Source organism: Mesorhizobium sp. LSJC280B00, assembly GCF_000502835.1.
GTDB lineage: Bacteria > Pseudomonadota > Alphaproteobacteria > Rhizobiales > Rhizobiaceae > Mesorhizobium.
This window is the reverse complement of the sequence record NZ_AYVL01000028.1, coordinates 28,803-43,840: the sequence shown is the minus strand read 5'-3', so window position 1 is coordinate 43,840 and position 15,038 is coordinate 28,803. Positions and strand designations below refer to the sequence as shown.

Sequence of the window (15,038 nt, the reverse complement as noted above, 5' to 3'; positions counted from 1 at the left end):
TGGCAAAGTTGAAACTGGAGTTGCAGCCATGGCCGGAAGCGAACGCATGAAAATGGCGGCGGGCGAGTGGTATTGCTGCCTCGATCCGGAACTGGAGGCGTTGCGCATCACGGCGCGAGACGCGGTGTTCGAGCACAACAGCCTGCCACCCCGGCAGCGTGGCGATATCGGGCCTGGATTGCGGACGCTGCTCGGCGCTGCGGGCGAGGGCGCCCGGATCGAGGCGCAGTTCCACTGCGCCTATGGCTTCAACATCTTTCTCGGCGACCGTGTTTTTCTCAATGCCGGCTGCATCATTCTCGACACGGCGCCAGTGCGCATCGGTAAGGGAACGCTGCTCGGCCCGAATGTGCAGATCTATTGCGCCGAGCACCACAAGGAGGCTGCCGGGCGACGGACAGGGCTGGAGATCGCCAAGCCGGTCGAGATCGGCGACAATGCCTGGATCGGCGGCAGTGCCGTCATCCTCGGCGGAGTCAGGATCGGCGATGGCGCCATCGTCGGCGCCGGTGCTGTGGTGACGCGCGACGTGGCGGCGAACACCACGGTGGTCGGCAATCCGGCACGGGTAATCAGCAACAACTGAGCACCGTGCTTCTGTTGCCGGTCACGTCCTCGTTCTGATGGACATGGGGGCGGCTATGTCACTTGGCCGGAGGTGGATGCAACCGTGTGTCGAGCGCAAACGCCTCCTGGGTCTTCATGGCGTATGCCCCTCTGGCGAGGCTCGCGTCGAAGATCAGGTTCCAGCTACGCTGCGATACCGCGCTCGGAATCACCACGAACCGGTGCCGTTGCAGAAGATCGTCGCCAAACGCCTGTTGCCCGGAGCTCGGAATGCCCGGGCGCAACCAGTTGGGGTTGGGCACGGCGGCGGGGTCGACGATATGCACATCCGCGACATCGCTGACGATCGCTGCCGTCATGACATGCGCTATCGTGTCGAGCGCCCTGAAGCCCTTATGAACCGCAACCTCGAGGATCGCAGTCGACGGATCGATCGAGCAGTAGACGGCGCGCACGCCCTTGCTGTTCCAGCGTCCGCCCACCCTGTATGCGCCCTCGCCACTATCCCATGTAGGCGCAAACGCGGCTTGATCGAGGCGCCATCCGATGAGGTCGGAGCCACCAAGCGCCGCCGGCAGCGGCGTCATGCATAAACGCCATATTCAAGCCGTTCCAGATAGTCTTCTACAAGCTCGATCCCCGCCGGCGTCGCCAGAAGGTCGATTGGACGACGCTGGTCGAGCCCAATCGCCGGGCGCTCCAGCCATTGCTCTGCCTCCGCCTGCGAACCGAACACGTCGGTCGCTTTCGACAGGATCTCCGCGAACTTCCAGGTGCGTCCGCTCTGGTCCTGACTGAGAGGCTTGGACGGAGCATCCTTGCGGCGCTGGTAGGTGCGCAGGCTCATGCCGACGGCCTTCTCCAGCGAATCGGTCTTCTGGATGTAGACGAGTTGCCCGATAAGATGGTCCAGCGCTGAAGCCGGCAGGCCGTGCAGAAGCAACTCGTGGGCATCCAAAGCGCTGCTGAGGCGCCTTGCCAGAATGCGGCTGCCGCCTAGCAATTTCGCCACCTTCTGAAGTTCATTGTTTTTTGCTGCTGGCGCAGCCTTTTCCAATGCCATCGCCACGGCGAGCCCTCTTCGCGTCATCTGTCGCTTTAATATATGACAGATGACGCAGAGCCTTTCAAGCACGACAGGATCGAGAGCAGGGCAATCGCTTCGAGAGAAAAGATAGCCTACTCGGGCCAGATGGCAGTCCAACGTCGGCACTGAAGCGATTGCCCTGGAATCGAGCGCGAGCCGAATTTCACCTCGGCATGTGCGCCACGCGCTCCTCCTGAGCACTCTTCGAGAATTCGCGCCGGTATTGCGCCGGCGAGGTTCTGAGGCGCGCTGCGAAATGCTGGCGCAGCGAGGTAGCGCTGCCGAAGCCGGCCTCGAAGGCAACCGTGTCCATCGATTTTTCCGTTGCTTCCAGCAGCCGTTGCGCCAGCTGGACGCGCTGGTCGGTCAGCCAGTCGCCGAAACTGGTGCCGATCGTTTTCTGGAAACGGCGCGTGAACGTCCGGCGGGTGAGGCCGGCGTGACCGGCAACGCTGTCCAGACAGTGCGGCTCACCCAGGGTTTTGCGCACCGCTTCGAGAGCCTGGGTGAAGCGGTCCGCATTGCCGGTCCTGGCGATGGGACGTTCGATGAATTGCGCCTGCCCGCCCTGCCTGTGCGGAGAAAGCACGATCTGCCGGGCAAGGCGAAGTGCCGCCTCCGCGCCGTAACGAGCCCGTACGACGTGCAGGCAGCAGTCGAGCCCGGCGGCGACGCCGGCGGATGTCACGACATCGCCATTGTCGATGTAGAGCACTTCCGGTTCGACGAGAATGTCGGGATAGAGTTCCTGCAGCTGATCCGCGTAGGCCCAGTGCGTCGCCGCTCGCCGCCCCGAAAGCAGTCCGGTCGCCGCAACAGCGAACGTTCCCAAGCACAGTCCGACGATCAGCGCGCCGCGCTCGTGCGCGCCAAGCAACGCGTCGATCAATGCCGCTGGAGGCGAGCTCCCGAGATCTTTCCAGCTTGGCACGATGACGATGTCGGCGTCATCGAGCGCGGAAAGCCCGTGCGGGACGCTGATGGTCAGCCCGGCATCGGTGCGGATCGGCCCGTCCTCAATCGCGCAGACCCGGAAGTCGAAGCGCGGCAGGCCGAGCTCCGTGCGATCCGCGCCGAACACGAGACACGGCACGGAGAGATGAAACGGGCTGATGCCATCGAAGGCGATGGCGGCAACGGCAGGATCGGTCATGGGAGCTCCAGCAACGGGTGAGGCCGATTGTCCCAATTCTTTCGAATAATGTCAATCGGGACACTTTCTGCAATCCGGTGCCGAGCTTATCGTCCACCCATCATGTCCAACGGGAAAGGAAAACCCCATGTCGCAACCAGCCAAAGGCAAAGCTCCACGCCGCGCCCTCATCGTCATCGATGTTCAGAACGACTATGACGGCGGCAACCTCGCCATCCAGCATCCGCCGTTCCGCGACAGCGTCGTCAATGTGGCGCGAGCGATGGATGCGGCCACCGAGGCAGGCGTCAAGGTGGTGGTCATCAAACAGTTGGCGCCGGAAACCTCACCGGTCTTCGCCAAGGGCAGCCATGGCGCCGAGTTGCACCCGGAAATCGCCAGGCGAAACCGCGACCACTACATCGAAAAGAACTTGCCCAGCGCCTTCACCGGCACGGACCTCGAGGAGTGGCTGCGCGCCAACTCTATCGATACGATCACGGTCATCGGCTACATGACGCATAATTGCGACCTGTCGACGGTCATCCACGCCGTGCATATGGGTTTTGAGGTCGAGTTCCTGTCGGACGCAACGGGGTCATTGCCGTACGCCAACAGCGCCGGCTACGCTTCGGGGGAGGAAATCCATCGCGTGGTGACGATCGTCCTGCAGTCGCGCTTCGCGGCCGTTCTCAAGACCGCCGAGTGGATCGATTGTCTGAAGACCGGCGTGGTACCCCAGCACGACACACCCTATGCCTCCAACCAGCGCGCGCTGGCGCGAAGCGCGGCTTAGGGACGAGCTCGTCGCGAAGTCGCCAAAAGGGCGCCGCAGCGTTGCGGCGCCCTTTGCCGTTCAAGCGTTGATTATCCCTAAAACAGGCCTTCGATCTGGCCCATTTCGTTCAGGAAAATCTTTTCCGAGGATGGCGCTTTGGGCAGGCCGGGCATGGTCATCACCTCGCCGCAGATGATGACGACGAAGCCGGCGCCGGCAGACAGCCTGACCTCGCGCACCGGTACGGTGTGGCCGGTCGGCGCGCCGCGCAGATTCGGATCGGTGGAGAAGGAATATTGCGTCTTGGCCATGCAGACCGGCAAATGACCGTAGCCGGCGTGCTCCCAGGCGTGGAGTTGGTCGCGCACCGATTTGTCGGCGATCGCTTCGGAACCGCGATAGATGCGCTGGACGATGGTGTTGATCTTCTCGAACAGCGGCATGGCGTCGGGATAGAGCGGGGCGAATTGCGACGCGCCGGATTCGGCCAACGCCACGACTCTTTTGGCCAGTTCCTCGATGCCGGCCGATCCCTGAGCCCAGTGCTTGCACAGGATCGCCTCTTCGCCCATCGAGGCAACGTAGTCCTTCATCGCCTGGATCTCGGCCTCTGTGTCGGAGTAGAAATGGTTGATGGCGACCACAGCCGGCACACCGAACTGACGGATGTTCTCGATGTGGCGGCCGAGATTGGCGCAGCCCTTCTTGACCGCCTCGACGTTCTCCTTGCCGAGGTCCTCCTTCTTGACGCCGCCATTCATCTTCATGGCGCGAACCGTGGCGACGATGACCGCCGCGGCGGGCCTCAGGCCGGCCTTGCGGCATTTGATGTCGAAGAACTTTTCGGCACCGAGATCGGCGCCGAAACCGGCTTCGGTGACGACGTAGTCGGCAAGCTTCAGCGCCGTCGTCGTGGCAACGACGGAGTTGCAGCCATGCGCGATGTTGGCGAAGGGGCCGCCATGCACGAACGCCGGGTTGTTCTCCAGCGTCTGCACGAGATTGGGCTGCATGGCATCCTTCAAGAGTACGGCCATGGCGCCGTCGGCCTTGAGGTCGCGCGCATAGACGGCCGACTTGTCGCGACGATAGGCGACGATGATGTCGCCGAGGCGCTTTTCCAGGTCCTTCAGGTCGGTCGACAGGCACAGGATGGCCATGACTTCCGAGGCGACTGTGATGTCGAAACCGGCCTCGCGCGGGAAACCGTTGGCGACGCCGCCGAGCGAACAGATGATCTCGCGCAGTGACCGGTCGTTCATGTCCATAACGCGGCGCCAGACGACACGGCGGGTGTCGATGCCGAGCTCGTTGCCCCAATAGATGTGGTTGTCGATCAGCGCCGACAGCAGATTATGCGCGGTGGTGATGGCGTGGAAATCGCCGGTGAAGTGGAGGTTCATGTCCTCCATCGGCACGACCTGCGCGTAGCCACCGCCGGCGGCACCGCCCTTGACGCCGAAATTCGGTCCGAGCGAAGCCTCACGGATGCAGACGATGGCCTTCTTGCCGAGGCGGTTGAGGCCATCGCCCAAGCCCACCGTCGTCGTCGTCTTGCCTTCGCCGGCCGGTGTCGGGTTGATGGCGGTGACGAGGATCAGCTTGCCATCCTTGTTGCCCTTCACCGACTTGATGAACTCGGCCGAGATCTTCGCCTTGTCGTGGCCGTAGGGCAGAAGATGTTCGCTCGGAATGCCGATCTTCTGGCCGATCTCCTGGATCTGCTTCTTCCTGGCGCCGCGCGCGATCTCGATGTCGGACTTCACTTCGGCCATGGACGACTTCCCTCTGAATTGGACGGATTTGACTAGTGTGGTCGCAAGAATAGCCCGGCATTGCAGGCGCGGGCATGTTCTACCCCTGTCGCTGCCGCGGCGTCAACTTTCATGCAACTATGTTTCCTACGAAGAAAATGCCTCTGCGGCCGGCTGCCCTGCTACAGGTTCTTTTCGCGCCGGTTGCCGCGCCGTATAGAAGCCAGAGCAGGCGCGGTTCCGCCGTCTCAAAACAGCCGCGTAATACGCGAAAAGCGACAGAAGCAACGGCGCAAATTCACCAGCGCCGGCTGTGCGGGACGATCCGCTACTGCGTCAGCACGTTGCTGATCTCGACCATGTTCGAGCGCACCCTGAGTATGTAAAACCCCATCGTCGTCAGATGTGTCGGCAACAGCCAGCCGTCCTCGCGGCCATTGGCGATGATGAAGGGCTGGATGCGCAGCGCCGAGACGAATTGCGCGTCCATCGTATCCCACAGGTTCTGCAGGTGCTTTTCCTTGATGACGTCCTCGAAGTCGGCCTGTGCGCCCTTCATCAGCCCGTAATAGGCATAGAGCTGGCCATAGGCGAACCAGAAGCGGTCGTCGGCGCGTGTGTCGAACCAGCCATTATTGTGGTTTTCGGCACGCTCCTTGAGGATCGCCGAGGTGGAACCGATATCGGACGAAATGCGGTCGATATACTGCTTGAGATTGTCGGCGCGGGCATCGAATGTCGCCTGGCAGGCTGCGAGGCGGGCGTTGAAGGAACGCAGCTTGCGCACCGCGTCGCGATAGTAGCTCGGCGTCGGCGTCTTGGGCCCGAACGGGTTCAAGCCGAAATACCAGGTTTCCTCATCGAACTGCAGATTGCCGCGGGCGTCCTGCAGGTCGGCGTCGATCTGCGAGGTGGTGCGGACGCGGCCGAGATTGTCGGCAAGCTCGGTCGCCGTGCGCCGCACCGCCTGGTTGATGCCGCGCTGGAACGACGCCTTGTTGTCCATGAACGGCGTGTGGTCCCAGTCGATGCCGAACAGGCCGAGCTTGTAGAGGATCATCGACGACACCCAGGCATTCTGGTTGACGTTGAAGTCGGTCAGGTCGGCAGCGACCTGGGCAATGGCTGAATTTCCGCAGGTCTTGGCCGTGTCGGTGCCGGCGCCGGCGGAAACCTGTTCACCGGCGGAGCTGTTGCGTTTTTCGAACGTGTATTTGTCGACGTAATTCGGGTCGAAATTGTTCCACCACTGGGTGGCGTAGAAGAAGTTGACATAGAGACCGATCAGCACGAGCACAGCCAGGCCGAGCACCGCCTTCAGGATCCAGCCGCGTTGCGTGTACCAGCGCCCCGCCCACAGGAACGGCCACAGGATCGCGCCGATGAGCAGGCCGATGCCGCGGCCAATCCACTGGAAAATCCGGGTGAAGAAATTCACGATCGGATCAAGCATGGCGATGTCACCCCCTCAGTCAGTCAAGCCGTAGAGGCGTGTGCGAAACGCCACCTTGTCCTTCAGATATGTGGTTTTCAGAACGTCCACAACATGCGATCGCCAGGCGTCGCTGAAGCCTTCATAGTCCCTGTAGAAGCCCGGCTTGTTGAAGACGTAACGCGAAACGAAGTCCTGCGGCACGAAGTCCGAGATCAGCTGGTTGGTCAGCCAGGCGTCGGGATGGTCCGGCTTGGCGCGGATGACCAGGAAGCGCTGCTGCGGGAACACGTCCTCGATCTTGAGATGGCCGAGCTGGGCGATCTCGCGCTTGGCGGCGTTGAGGAAGGGAAAATTGCCGTCCCTGGTGATCAGATCGGTATGGCCGTGGATCCAGGTCTGCAGCCAGACCTTGTCGACGTCGGTCAGATTGCGGTCGGGATCGGCGTCGCGGATCAGCGCGCGCACCACCATTTCGGCGCGATGCTCGAGATAACCGGAGGTTTCGATCCATGAGGCGCGCGGCAACTCGAGGCGGCCGGTCGAGGCGAGGAACTTGAATACCTTGTCGGCGTCGTGGATCGAAAGGTAGCTCACCTGCCATGGCCGCGAGCGGCGGAAGCCCGGCGCTGCCGGGTCGCTGATCACCGTCGTCACGTCGGGATCGACGAACACATAAAGTCCGCCGAAATGGCTGGTCCAATAGGCATTGTGGCGGAAGATCACCTGGTCCGGCACCAGCGCATTCTCGCGGATGTCGCCGCAGATCTTCGCCAGCTCGACCATGTGGGCAAGCATGGCGTTGTCGCGCCAGGCATCCGGTTCCTGCTTCAGCCGGTCGACCAGCTTGCCGAGTTCAGCGGCCTTGCCGAGCACATCCTCGGCCGACAGCACCTTGAATTCGACCTGATTGATCGACAGCAGGTCCTCGATGTCGTCGACCTTGGGGACCGAATCCTCGATCTCGCCGTAGATGACGTCCTTGATCGTCAGCGCATCGATGGCGCGCTGGTTCTTGGACATGAACTCGTACATCAGCAGCGAAGTGTTGGAGAACGCCGTGTGCACCACCGGCAGGTCGATCTGCGACGGCGTCAGGATGATGAAGCGACGGTTGACCTCGTTCGGATCGAGGTAGCTGTAGTCGCCGCATTCCTCGGCGACCTGCGGCGAGAAGCCAGTGCGATCGATCTCGAAGCTTTTCAACTTGGTCGGCTTCAAGCCGAACGCGACCATCGCCTTGTTGTAGCGCTGGATCAGGTGCGGCTCGTCGATCGTCAGCAGCCGGCCGTAGATCAGCTCGTTGTCGCGCAACAGATCGGGTTTCTTAGCCATTATTCCTTCTCCCCGTTCACGGGGAGAAGGTGCCCGAAGGGCGGATGAGGGGCGCGAACGCTCCTTCTCCCCTTGTGGGAGAAGGTGGCCGAGCGAAGCTCGGTCGGATGAGGGGTGTTCCAGCTTGACGAATACCCCTCATCCGTCGCCTTCGGCGACCCCTTCTCCCACAAGGGGAGAAGGGGGCGTCGGCGCATCTCACGCATTCCACAGCCCCTTTTTCTTCATATCCTCGATCTCGCGGACGGCACGCTCCCGCAGACGGGTGTCGCGGATCATCTTGGTCACCGCCGCATCATCGGACTTGTCGGAATAGCGGAACTCGGAATCCGCGTAGCGGTTGATCTCCTGCATGACCATGTCCATCGAGAATGGCCCGCGCAGCTCCTCGATCATGGCTTTCTTGTCGTCGTAACCCTTGTGCATGAAGGCTTCCGGCTTTTCGAACCACTCGTCCGGCAATTCGATGTCCATGGCGCGCATCTTGATGGCATCGGTGACGTTCTTGATGGCGCGACCGGTAAAGCGCGGCTCGGCATCCTTGATCATATGCAGATAAGTGCCGATGTCGGCCATCGTCTTTGGCGCGCCATTCTCCTTCATGTAGCGCTCATAGACCTTCATCAACCCGTCTTCCTGTGGCTTCTCATGCTCCTCGTAAGCTTCCATCACCGCGCGCTGGATCTCTTGCGCCACATAGAGCTTGTGGTCGCCGAGCGGGATCTTGTGGTTCTTGCCGGCGAGCAGAACGAAGATGTCGATGTAGTCGTCGCGGCTCTGCGGGCCGTCGACCAGCCAGCGCGCGCCGGCGCGCTGGCGTAGCGCGTCGTCGACGTTTTCGGGATAGTTGGAGAACATGCCGAACGAGCAGTTGCCGCGCACCACGGTCGCCGCACCTCCAAAGGCGTCCATCAGGACGCCGGTGATTTCCTGCTGGCCGGCCGAGGCGCGGTCGTCGGACCGGCGTGCCGCCACCTGGTCGATATCGTCGATGGTGCCGAAGCCGATGACGCGCGGGTTCAGCACATTGTTGATGAACTGGCGGCAGTTCTGGCCGGACTTGCCCTGGTAGGAGGAGATCTGGTCGACGCCGAAATTCTCGTAGGCGAAGGGATAACCGGCGACCTGGCAATAACCATTGAGAAGACCGGCGATCATCTGGATCAAGGTTGTCTTGCCGGTGCCGGGCGCGCCATCGCCGATAAAAGTGAACAGGAAGCCGCCGAGCTCGACGAACGGGTTCAGCTCGCGCTCGAAGTCATAGGCCATCAGCATCTTGGCAAGCTTGACCGACTGGTATTTGGCGATGTGGTTGCCGACGACCTCTTCCGGTTTTTTGAAGGTCATCACCAGCGGCTTTGCCCGCTTACCCGGCGCGACGTCGAAGCCGTCAAGGGTAAAATCGTCGACGTCGATGCGGATATGCGCGTTCTCGAACGGACCGATGCCGTCGAAGCGGCCCTTTCGCGCCAACAGCCCGTCGATGGCGACGCGGGCAAAGGCGCGGGCGCGGGTCATCAGGTCGGCATCGTCCTTCGAACCCGCTATCGCCCTGTCGAGCCCGGCCACGATCGACTTCACCGCATCCTGTGGCGTGTCGAACAGAAAGTCCGGCTCGGGCGTGTCGTTCGGCGCCTCGCCGTCGCTGTCGATCAGCTGGAACAAATAGGAGGCAAGGCTGAAGGCGGAGATGTAGGCAGAGGCCGACAGCAGCTTCTTGAAGGTGGCAGCTTCATCGCCTTCGAGCGGCGCGCGGGCGTTTTTCGCCTGCAGACTTTCGAGGTCCGAGCCCTCGGCGAAGACATCCGATATGGCCAGCGCTATCGCTGTGCCGCGCCGGGCGCGAAACAACAGCGTGTGCTGCGGGATAGTCAGCAACTGGTCGTCGGAATGGACGGCGGCGACGGTTTTGGAGAGCTCGACCTCGCGCGTGCGGCGCACCGAGCCGACCGAGACGGTAGAGACGAAGCGGCGGTTGGTGCCGGCAAGCGCGGTGCCGGACTCGCGCGATGGGTCCTCCAGCACGACGATGCGAGTGATGAAACTTTGCGCAGTGGCACGGTGCTTTTCAATTGCCGCTTCCGGGATGGTGGTCAGGCCGGTGTCCATGGAGGATGCTCCGCGATTTGATGGTCAGACGTCGCTGATGACCTGCCCTTTGGACAGGATGTGGACCTTGTAGCCCGAAAAGATCTTCTGCGCCTCGCCGGCGGCATAGAGCGCCTGATAGGCCTCGTGCGGAATCAACGCATGGTTCTCATAGCTCGACACGCCTTGCCGCGCGGCCTCGAGATCGTCGGTATTGATGAAGAATTCCTGCGTCGTCTTTTCGCTCGAAAACAGCCCCTTGCGGCCTGGCTTTTCGGCCTTGGAAAAGACCTCCTGGATGGTCCAGGTCAGCAGCCAGGCGTTTTCCGGCTTGCGCACCTTGGCCAGCACTTCGCTCACCGTCGAATTGTTGTCGGTAATCCCTGCAGAATAGAACGGGCCGAGCACGACGCGACGCAGTTGCTTGGGATGCAGCGGCTCGAAATCCTTGTCGAGGTTGACCGCGATGGTCGCCGGCGACAGCGCGTAGGCGGAATTCTTCTCGGTGAAATCGTCGAAACGGTGGGCAAGCTCGGGATTGAGCAAGCCGTCGACCGGCAGCGGAATGTCGACCCTCTCATTAAGTTTGCCACTGGAGTCGACAAGCTGCCGGATCATGTCGTCCGAGGAATCCTCGACCGTCACCATATACACAAGCGGCAGGTTGGCGCTGCCGTCGAAGCAGGCCCAGTGGACCAGATAATAGGGGCGCAACGTCTTCGGATTGACCGACACCTTGACCGTCTGGGCCAGCGTGAACGGGCCGAAGGTGGTCTCGCTCTTGACGTCCTCGAGGTAAAGCCGCTCGGCCATCGACTTCTGCAGCGCTTCGGGAAATTCCTTGTGGCGCAGGATGAAGTCCGCCATTTCCTCGCGCAGCTCATCGGCCAGCGGAAGGTTGGCGAGGCGCGCATCGGCCTGGAGCCGGTCGTTCTCCAACTCGAGCAGGTTCTGGAAGACCGGAAAACCGCTTTCGGCGCGCGAGATGCGGAACGTCTCGGTGAAGCCCAGCCGGTTGCGCCAGCACGAGAACGACTTGTCGAGCCGCGCAATATATTCGGCGACGACCTTGGCGACGATGCCGTGCCGATAGAGCGGCGAGCGATCGTCGCGCATGAACACTTCGAGGCCGCCAAGTGCCGCCGTGATCGCCGAGAAATAGCGCGCCGCAGCTTCGTTTTCGGGGGTCATGCTGCCAGCCCTTGGGAGCAGTGCACGTGCAGCAATTACGATTGCACGTAATTTGCCGAATTGTGCTTCTTCATCACATCGTCGAAGCGGCGGGCGAAGGCATCGTCGGCGAGCTTCTTGCGGCGCTGGATGTCGGCGGTGGCGACCATGTTCTTCTCGTGCATTTCAAGCAGATCGCCGATGTGCTTTTGCGAGGCGGCACCAATGCCGGCCATGGTCTCTTCGGCGGTGTTGTCGACCTGGCTGCCCAGCGTGTTGATCTTGTGGGCGACATCCTGTTGGGCGGCGGTCTTCAGCGAATCTTCCAGCGCCTTGTACAGAACGATGCGCTGCTCGGTATCGATGGTCAGCTTGTTGATCAGCGTCGATTGCGCCGCGATCTGGTTGTTGAGCGAATCGACGAAGGTCTGGAACATCGAGGTGTAGCGCTCCAGCGTCTGGCTTTCGGCCAGCAATTCCTGCTCCTTGGCCTGCTTCTCGTTGTATTCCGTGGCCAGTTTCGAGCGTTCGCCTTCCAGCTGCGTGCGCACCTTCTGGCTGGTCGAGGCGGCGATCTTGTTCTCGATGTCGAGCAGCATCGGGTTGAGCTCCTCGATGCGCTTCTGCACGGTCTCGAGATTGGACATGGTGGTCTTGCGGCGCTCGATCACCTGCGACAGGCTGGCCTCGGAGGTCTTGTAGCGCGTGTCGAGAACCTGCTTCTGCGCCTTGAGGATGCCGACGATGGTGTCGGATTTCGCCAGCAGCTCCTGCAGATTGCCGGCCAGCGACATGTTGCGGACGCGGTCGGTGCGCAGGCGCTGCTTGCGCTGGCTGGAGAAGACACCGACGAAATTTTCCCAGCCGGTGTAGTTCTTCATGCTCTCGAATTCGGCGCCGAAGACGTTGGTGGCGTCCTCGAGGCCGATAATCAGGTCGGCGATATTGCCTTCCATCACCTTCTGCTGCTTCAGCACATCCTCAATGCGGGCATTCTCGATGTCGAAATTGGCGTCGCCGATCTTCTTGTCGGCGGTGGCGAGCGTGTCGAGCACAGTACCGGACTGCTCGATCTTGGTGCGCATGTCCTCTACGACCTGCTTGGTCTTGGCAATCTCGGCATCGAAATTCTGCAATGTCGCCATTGGGGCCTCCCGCTTCGGCATCGGTTTCGTTTCGCAAACCGCCGCGAATATATGTGCCGGGTTTGGCGAATGAAAGACGGAAGACATGGGATTACAGGAAAACAAAAGAATTTCAGGAGGCCGACCGCAGGATAGTCAGGCAATGATTACGGTGTAACTGCCGTCCGGTCAGACACCGCTTCAACCGCGGCTGGACTTTAGGTCGGGAGCGACGCTCAGGGCTTGGGATCGGCCTTGAGGTAGGCGATGACATTGGCGATGTCGTCGTCGCTGGTCAGGCCGGAGAAGGCCATTTTGTTGCCGGGGACCTTCTGCCGCGGCGCCCGCAGGTATTCGGCGAGGTTTGCTTCGTCCCAGACCAGGCCGGCGGCGCCGGCGTCCTTCATCCCCTGCGAGTAGCGGCTGAGATAACTGTCCGCGGTGCCGGCGGTGCGGCCGACGACACCCAGCAGATGCGGGCCGACCTTGTCGTGGTCGCTCGTGGCCTCATGACAGGCCATGCATCTGTTGAAGACTTTCTTGCCGAGAGCGGCATCGCCGTCGGCATGCGCGGCAAGAGCGCCGGCGATGAGGAAAGCAGCGGCAGACGAAATGGCTCGAAGCATGGGAACTCCCCGACGGCTCTGGCTGAGAGGTTCTGAAATAGCAAGCAGGCCTTAAACAAGCGCCGCACGATGGCGCGATTGGTGAACGAATGTCGGCCGGGAGGTCGGATGAAAGCAATAGCGCTGGTCAGGTTTTGGTGAAGCCGATGAAATCGTCGGGCACGGCGCGGCCCATTTCTTCTTCCCAATGGCGGCGGCAGAGCGAGACATAGACATCCTTGCCGATCGCCACCTGTTCGCCCTGTTTCGCCACCTTGCCGTCGGCGCCGAGGCGCACCACCATCGTCGCCTTGCGGCCGCAACGGCAGATGGTGCGCACCTCGCGCAGGTCGTCGGCGATTGCCAGCAGGGTGCGCGATCCGGAAAACAGCTTGCCTTGGAAATCGGTGCGCAGGCCGTAGCACATGACCGGGATGTTCAGCCGGTCGGCGATGCGGGCGAGTTGCCAGACCTGCTCCTCTTCGAGGAACTGCGCCTCATCGACGAAGACGCAATGGACCGTGGCGTGGTCGTGATGCTCGGCGACCCGGGCAAACAGATCGTCGCCGTCGCGGAACATCTCGGCTTCCGTCTCCAGGCCGATGCGCGACGAGATCAGCCCGGTATCGCCCTTGCGGTAGTGGCCGGCGATGAACAGCATCGTCGTCATGCCGCGCTCGCGGTAATTATACGAGGCCTGCAACAGCATCGTCGTCTTGCCGGCATTCATCGTCGCATAATGGAAGTACAGCTTGGCCATGCCGTCCTTTTAAGCCGAGTTGCAACAAAGCGGGGAGGGGGAGCGCCTACATTCCACCGGGAAAAGGCGACTTCCATCCGGAAAGCGGCGGGCGTGTCGCTGATCGGCCAGCCTGCGCCGTTGTTCGTGATTGCCTTAGTGCTTGAAACCGCAGCAGAATGATGTTTGGCTGACAGAACAAAGGCGGAGATAAAACCGTCGCTTCGCTTCACCGAGAACTGAAAATGGGAGAATTTTCATGTCGCGTATGAGTTCATTCGTCGCCGGCCTCGGCCTGGCGGCTTTTCTATCCACGACTGGGGCCTTCGCCGGCGATCCGGAAAGCTGCAAGACGGTGCGTCTGTCCGATGTCGGCTGGACCGACATCCAGGCGACCACCGGCGTCGCCTCGGTGCTGCTCACGGCGCTCGGCTACGAGCCGCAGGTGATCCAGCTTTCGGTGCCGGTGACCTATGCGTCCCTGAAGAACAAAGATCTCGACGTGTTCCTCGGAAACTGGATGCCGTCGATGACCAACGACATCAAGGACTATGCCGCCGAAGGCTCGGTCGAGACCGTCAGCGAAAATCTCAGCGGTGCCGGCTACGGCATCGTCGTTCCGACCTATGTCGCCGATGCCGGTGTCAAGACGCTGACCGATCTCGGCAAGTTCAAGGACAAGTTCGACGGCAAGATCTACGGCATCGAGGCCGGCAATGACGGCAACCGCATCATCCTCGACATGATCAAGGATCCGAAGACCAATCTCGAAGGCTTCGAACTGGTCGAATCTTCCGAGGCCGGCATGCTCACCCAGGCCGACCAGTCGATGAAGAACAATGAATGGATCGCCTTCCTCGGCTGGACGCCGCATCCGGTGATGGGCGCCATGAAGATCACCTATCTCGAGGGGATGGGAGATAGCGGCTTTGGTGCTGCCACCGTGCATACCAATGTACGCAAGGGCTACATGAGCGAATGCCCGAACGCCGGCAAGTTCATCGCCAATCTGAAGTTCAACCTGGACATGGAAGGCGAGATGATGGACGCGATCCTGAAGGGCGGCGACGCCAATACGGTCGCGACCGACTGGCTGAAGAAGCACCCGGACGCGGTCGCTCCCTGGATCGCCGGCGTCACCACCTTCGACGGCGGCGATGCGGCGGCTGCGGTGAAAACGGCGCTCGGAAGCTGACCCGACCATCTGGCATGACGAGACAAGGGGCA

Annotated in this window: 14 protein-coding genes; 3 read left to right on the top strand and 11 right to left on the bottom strand. The window is 61.6% G+C overall.

Annotation, left to right across the window (positions count from 1 at the left end; all coding sequences use genetic code 11):
- Positions 1–28: 28 nt before the first annotated feature.
- On the top strand, positions 29–586 hold the full coding sequence (locus X773_RS67485) for a sugar O-acetyltransferase (protein WP_023679519.1): 558 nt from the start codon (positions 29–31) through the stop codon (positions 584–586).
- Positions 587–644: 58 nt separating this feature from the next.
- Here the strand turns inward: X773_RS67485 and X773_RS67480 are convergent, their stop codons facing one another.
- The 3 genes from X773_RS67480 to X773_RS67470 all read right to left on the bottom strand — a co-directional run bounded on the left by X773_RS67480 (position 645) and on the right by X773_RS67470 (position 2,807).
- Complete coding sequence (locus tag X773_RS67480) at positions 645–1,154, bottom strand: RES domain-containing protein (protein ID WP_023679518.1); 510 nt, start codon at positions 1,152–1,154, stop codon at positions 645–647.
- On the bottom strand, positions 1,151–1,636 hold the full coding sequence (locus tag X773_RS67475) for an antitoxin Xre/MbcA/ParS toxin-binding domain-containing protein (protein ID WP_031212596.1): 486 nt from the start codon (positions 1,634–1,636) through the stop codon (positions 1,151–1,153). The genes X773_RS67480 and X773_RS67475 overlap by 4 nt, the downstream gene beginning before the upstream one ends.
- Before the next feature lie 181 nt (positions 1,637–1,817).
- Positions 1,818–2,807 carry a helix-turn-helix domain-containing protein gene (locus X773_RS67470; protein ID WP_023679516.1) on the bottom strand — a complete coding sequence of 330 codons (990 nt, stop codon included), beginning with the start codon at positions 2,805–2,807 and terminating at the stop codon, positions 1,818–1,820.
- Positions 2,808–2,934: 127 nt separating this feature from the next.
- Here X773_RS67470 and X773_RS67465 point away from each other — a divergent pair, with 127 nt between their 5' ends.
- Entirely contained in the window at positions 2,935–3,582 is a 648-nt protein-coding gene (locus X773_RS67465; protein ID WP_023679515.1) for a cysteine hydrolase family protein, read from the top strand.
- 77 nt (positions 3,583–3,659) lie between these two features.
- On the opposite strand, the gene X773_RS67460 is transcribed toward X773_RS67465, so the two are convergent.
- From X773_RS67460 to X773_RS67425, 8 genes are all read right to left on the bottom strand, one after another.
- On the bottom strand, positions 3,660–5,339 hold the full coding sequence (locus tag X773_RS67460) for a formate--tetrahydrofolate ligase (RefSeq protein ID WP_023679514.1): 1,680 nt from the start codon (positions 5,337–5,339) through the stop codon (positions 3,660–3,662).
- Between the two features lie 307 nt (positions 5,340–5,646).
- Positions 5,647–6,771, bottom strand: coding sequence for a DUF2333 family protein (locus tag X773_RS67455; protein ID WP_023679513.1), 1,125 nt, complete (start codon positions 6,769–6,771; stop codon positions 5,647–5,649).
- Positions 6,772–6,786: 15 nt separating this feature from the next.
- Positions 6,787–8,085, bottom strand: coding sequence for a DUF6638 family protein (locus X773_RS67450; RefSeq protein WP_031212593.1), 1,299 nt, complete (start codon positions 8,083–8,085; stop codon positions 6,787–6,789).
- Positions 8,086–8,283: 198 nt separating this feature from the next.
- Positions 8,284–10,194: an ATP-binding protein gene (locus X773_RS67445; RefSeq protein ID WP_023679510.1), complete on the bottom strand. Its 1,911-nt coding sequence runs from the start codon at positions 10,192–10,194 to the stop codon at positions 8,284–8,286.
- Between the two features lie 24 nt (positions 10,195–10,218).
- Positions 10,219–11,364, bottom strand: a complete 1,146-nt coding sequence (locus X773_RS67440; RefSeq protein WP_023679509.1) for a hypothetical protein — start codon at positions 11,362–11,364, stop codon at positions 10,219–10,221.
- A 35-nt stretch (positions 11,365–11,399) separates the two neighbouring features.
- Positions 11,400–12,488, bottom strand: coding sequence for a hypothetical protein (locus tag X773_RS67435; RefSeq protein WP_023679508.1), 1,089 nt, complete (start codon positions 12,486–12,488; stop codon positions 11,400–11,402).
- A 215-nt stretch (positions 12,489–12,703) separates the two neighbouring features.
- Positions 12,704–13,093 (bottom strand): cytochrome c family protein, encoded by a 390-nt coding sequence (locus X773_RS67430; RefSeq protein ID WP_023679507.1) that lies wholly within the window; start codon positions 13,091–13,093, stop codon positions 12,704–12,706.
- Positions 13,094–13,220: 127 nt separating this feature from the next.
- On the bottom strand, positions 13,221–13,832 hold the full coding sequence (locus X773_RS67425; protein ID WP_023679506.1) for a thymidine kinase: 612 nt from the start codon (positions 13,830–13,832) through the stop codon (positions 13,221–13,223).
- 238 nt (positions 13,833–14,070) lie between these two features.
- Here X773_RS67425 and X773_RS67420 point away from each other — a divergent pair, with 238 nt between their 5' ends.
- Positions 14,071–15,006, top strand: coding sequence for a choline ABC transporter substrate-binding protein (locus tag X773_RS67420; RefSeq protein ID WP_023679505.1), 936 nt, complete (start codon positions 14,071–14,073; stop codon positions 15,004–15,006).
- Positions 15,007–15,038: the final 32 nt, after the last annotated feature.

Excerpts from the sequence above, each read along its gene's own strand:
- X773_RS67485 (WP_023679519.1), top strand. The coding sequence starts at position 29 with ATGGCCGGAAGCGAACGCATGAAAATGGCGGCGGGCGAGTGGTATTGC.
- X773_RS67480 (WP_023679518.1), bottom strand. The coding sequence starts at position 1,154 with ATGACGCCGCTGCCGGCGGCGCTTGGTGGCTCCGACCTCATCGGATGG.
- X773_RS67470 (WP_023679516.1), bottom strand. The coding sequence starts at position 2,807 with ATGACCGATCCTGCCGTTGCCGCCATCGCCTTCGATGGCATCAGCCCG.
- X773_RS67465 (WP_023679515.1), top strand. The coding sequence starts at position 2,935 with ATGTCGCAACCAGCCAAAGGCAAAGCTCCACGCCGCGCCCTCATCGTC.
- X773_RS67460 (WP_023679514.1), bottom strand. The coding sequence starts at position 5,339 with ATGGCCGAAGTGAAGTCCGACATCGAGATCGCGCGCGGCGCCAGGAAG.
- X773_RS67455 (WP_023679513.1), bottom strand. The coding sequence starts at position 6,771 with ATGCTTGATCCGATCGTGAATTTCTTCACCCGGATTTTCCAGTGGATT.
- X773_RS67450 (WP_031212593.1), bottom strand. The coding sequence starts at position 8,085 with ATGGCTAAGAAACCCGATCTGTTGCGCGACAACGAGCTGATCTACGGC.
- X773_RS67445 (WP_023679510.1), bottom strand. The coding sequence starts at position 10,194 with ATGGACACCGGCCTGACCACCATCCCGGAAGCGGCAATTGAAAAGCAC.
- X773_RS67440 (WP_023679509.1), bottom strand. The coding sequence starts at position 11,364 with ATGACCCCCGAAAACGAAGCTGCGGCGCGCTATTTCTCGGCGATCACG.
- X773_RS67435 (WP_023679508.1), bottom strand. The coding sequence starts at position 12,488 with ATGGCGACATTGCAGAATTTCGATGCCGAGATTGCCAAGACCAAGCAG.
- X773_RS67430 (WP_023679507.1), bottom strand. The coding sequence starts at position 13,093 with ATGCTTCGAGCCATTTCGTCTGCCGCTGCTTTCCTCATCGCCGGCGCT.
- X773_RS67425 (WP_023679506.1), bottom strand. The coding sequence starts at position 13,832 with ATGGCCAAGCTGTACTTCCATTATGCGACGATGAATGCCGGCAAGACG.
- X773_RS67420 (WP_023679505.1), top strand. The coding sequence starts at position 14,071 with ATGTCGCGTATGAGTTCATTCGTCGCCGGCCTCGGCCTGGCGGCTTTT.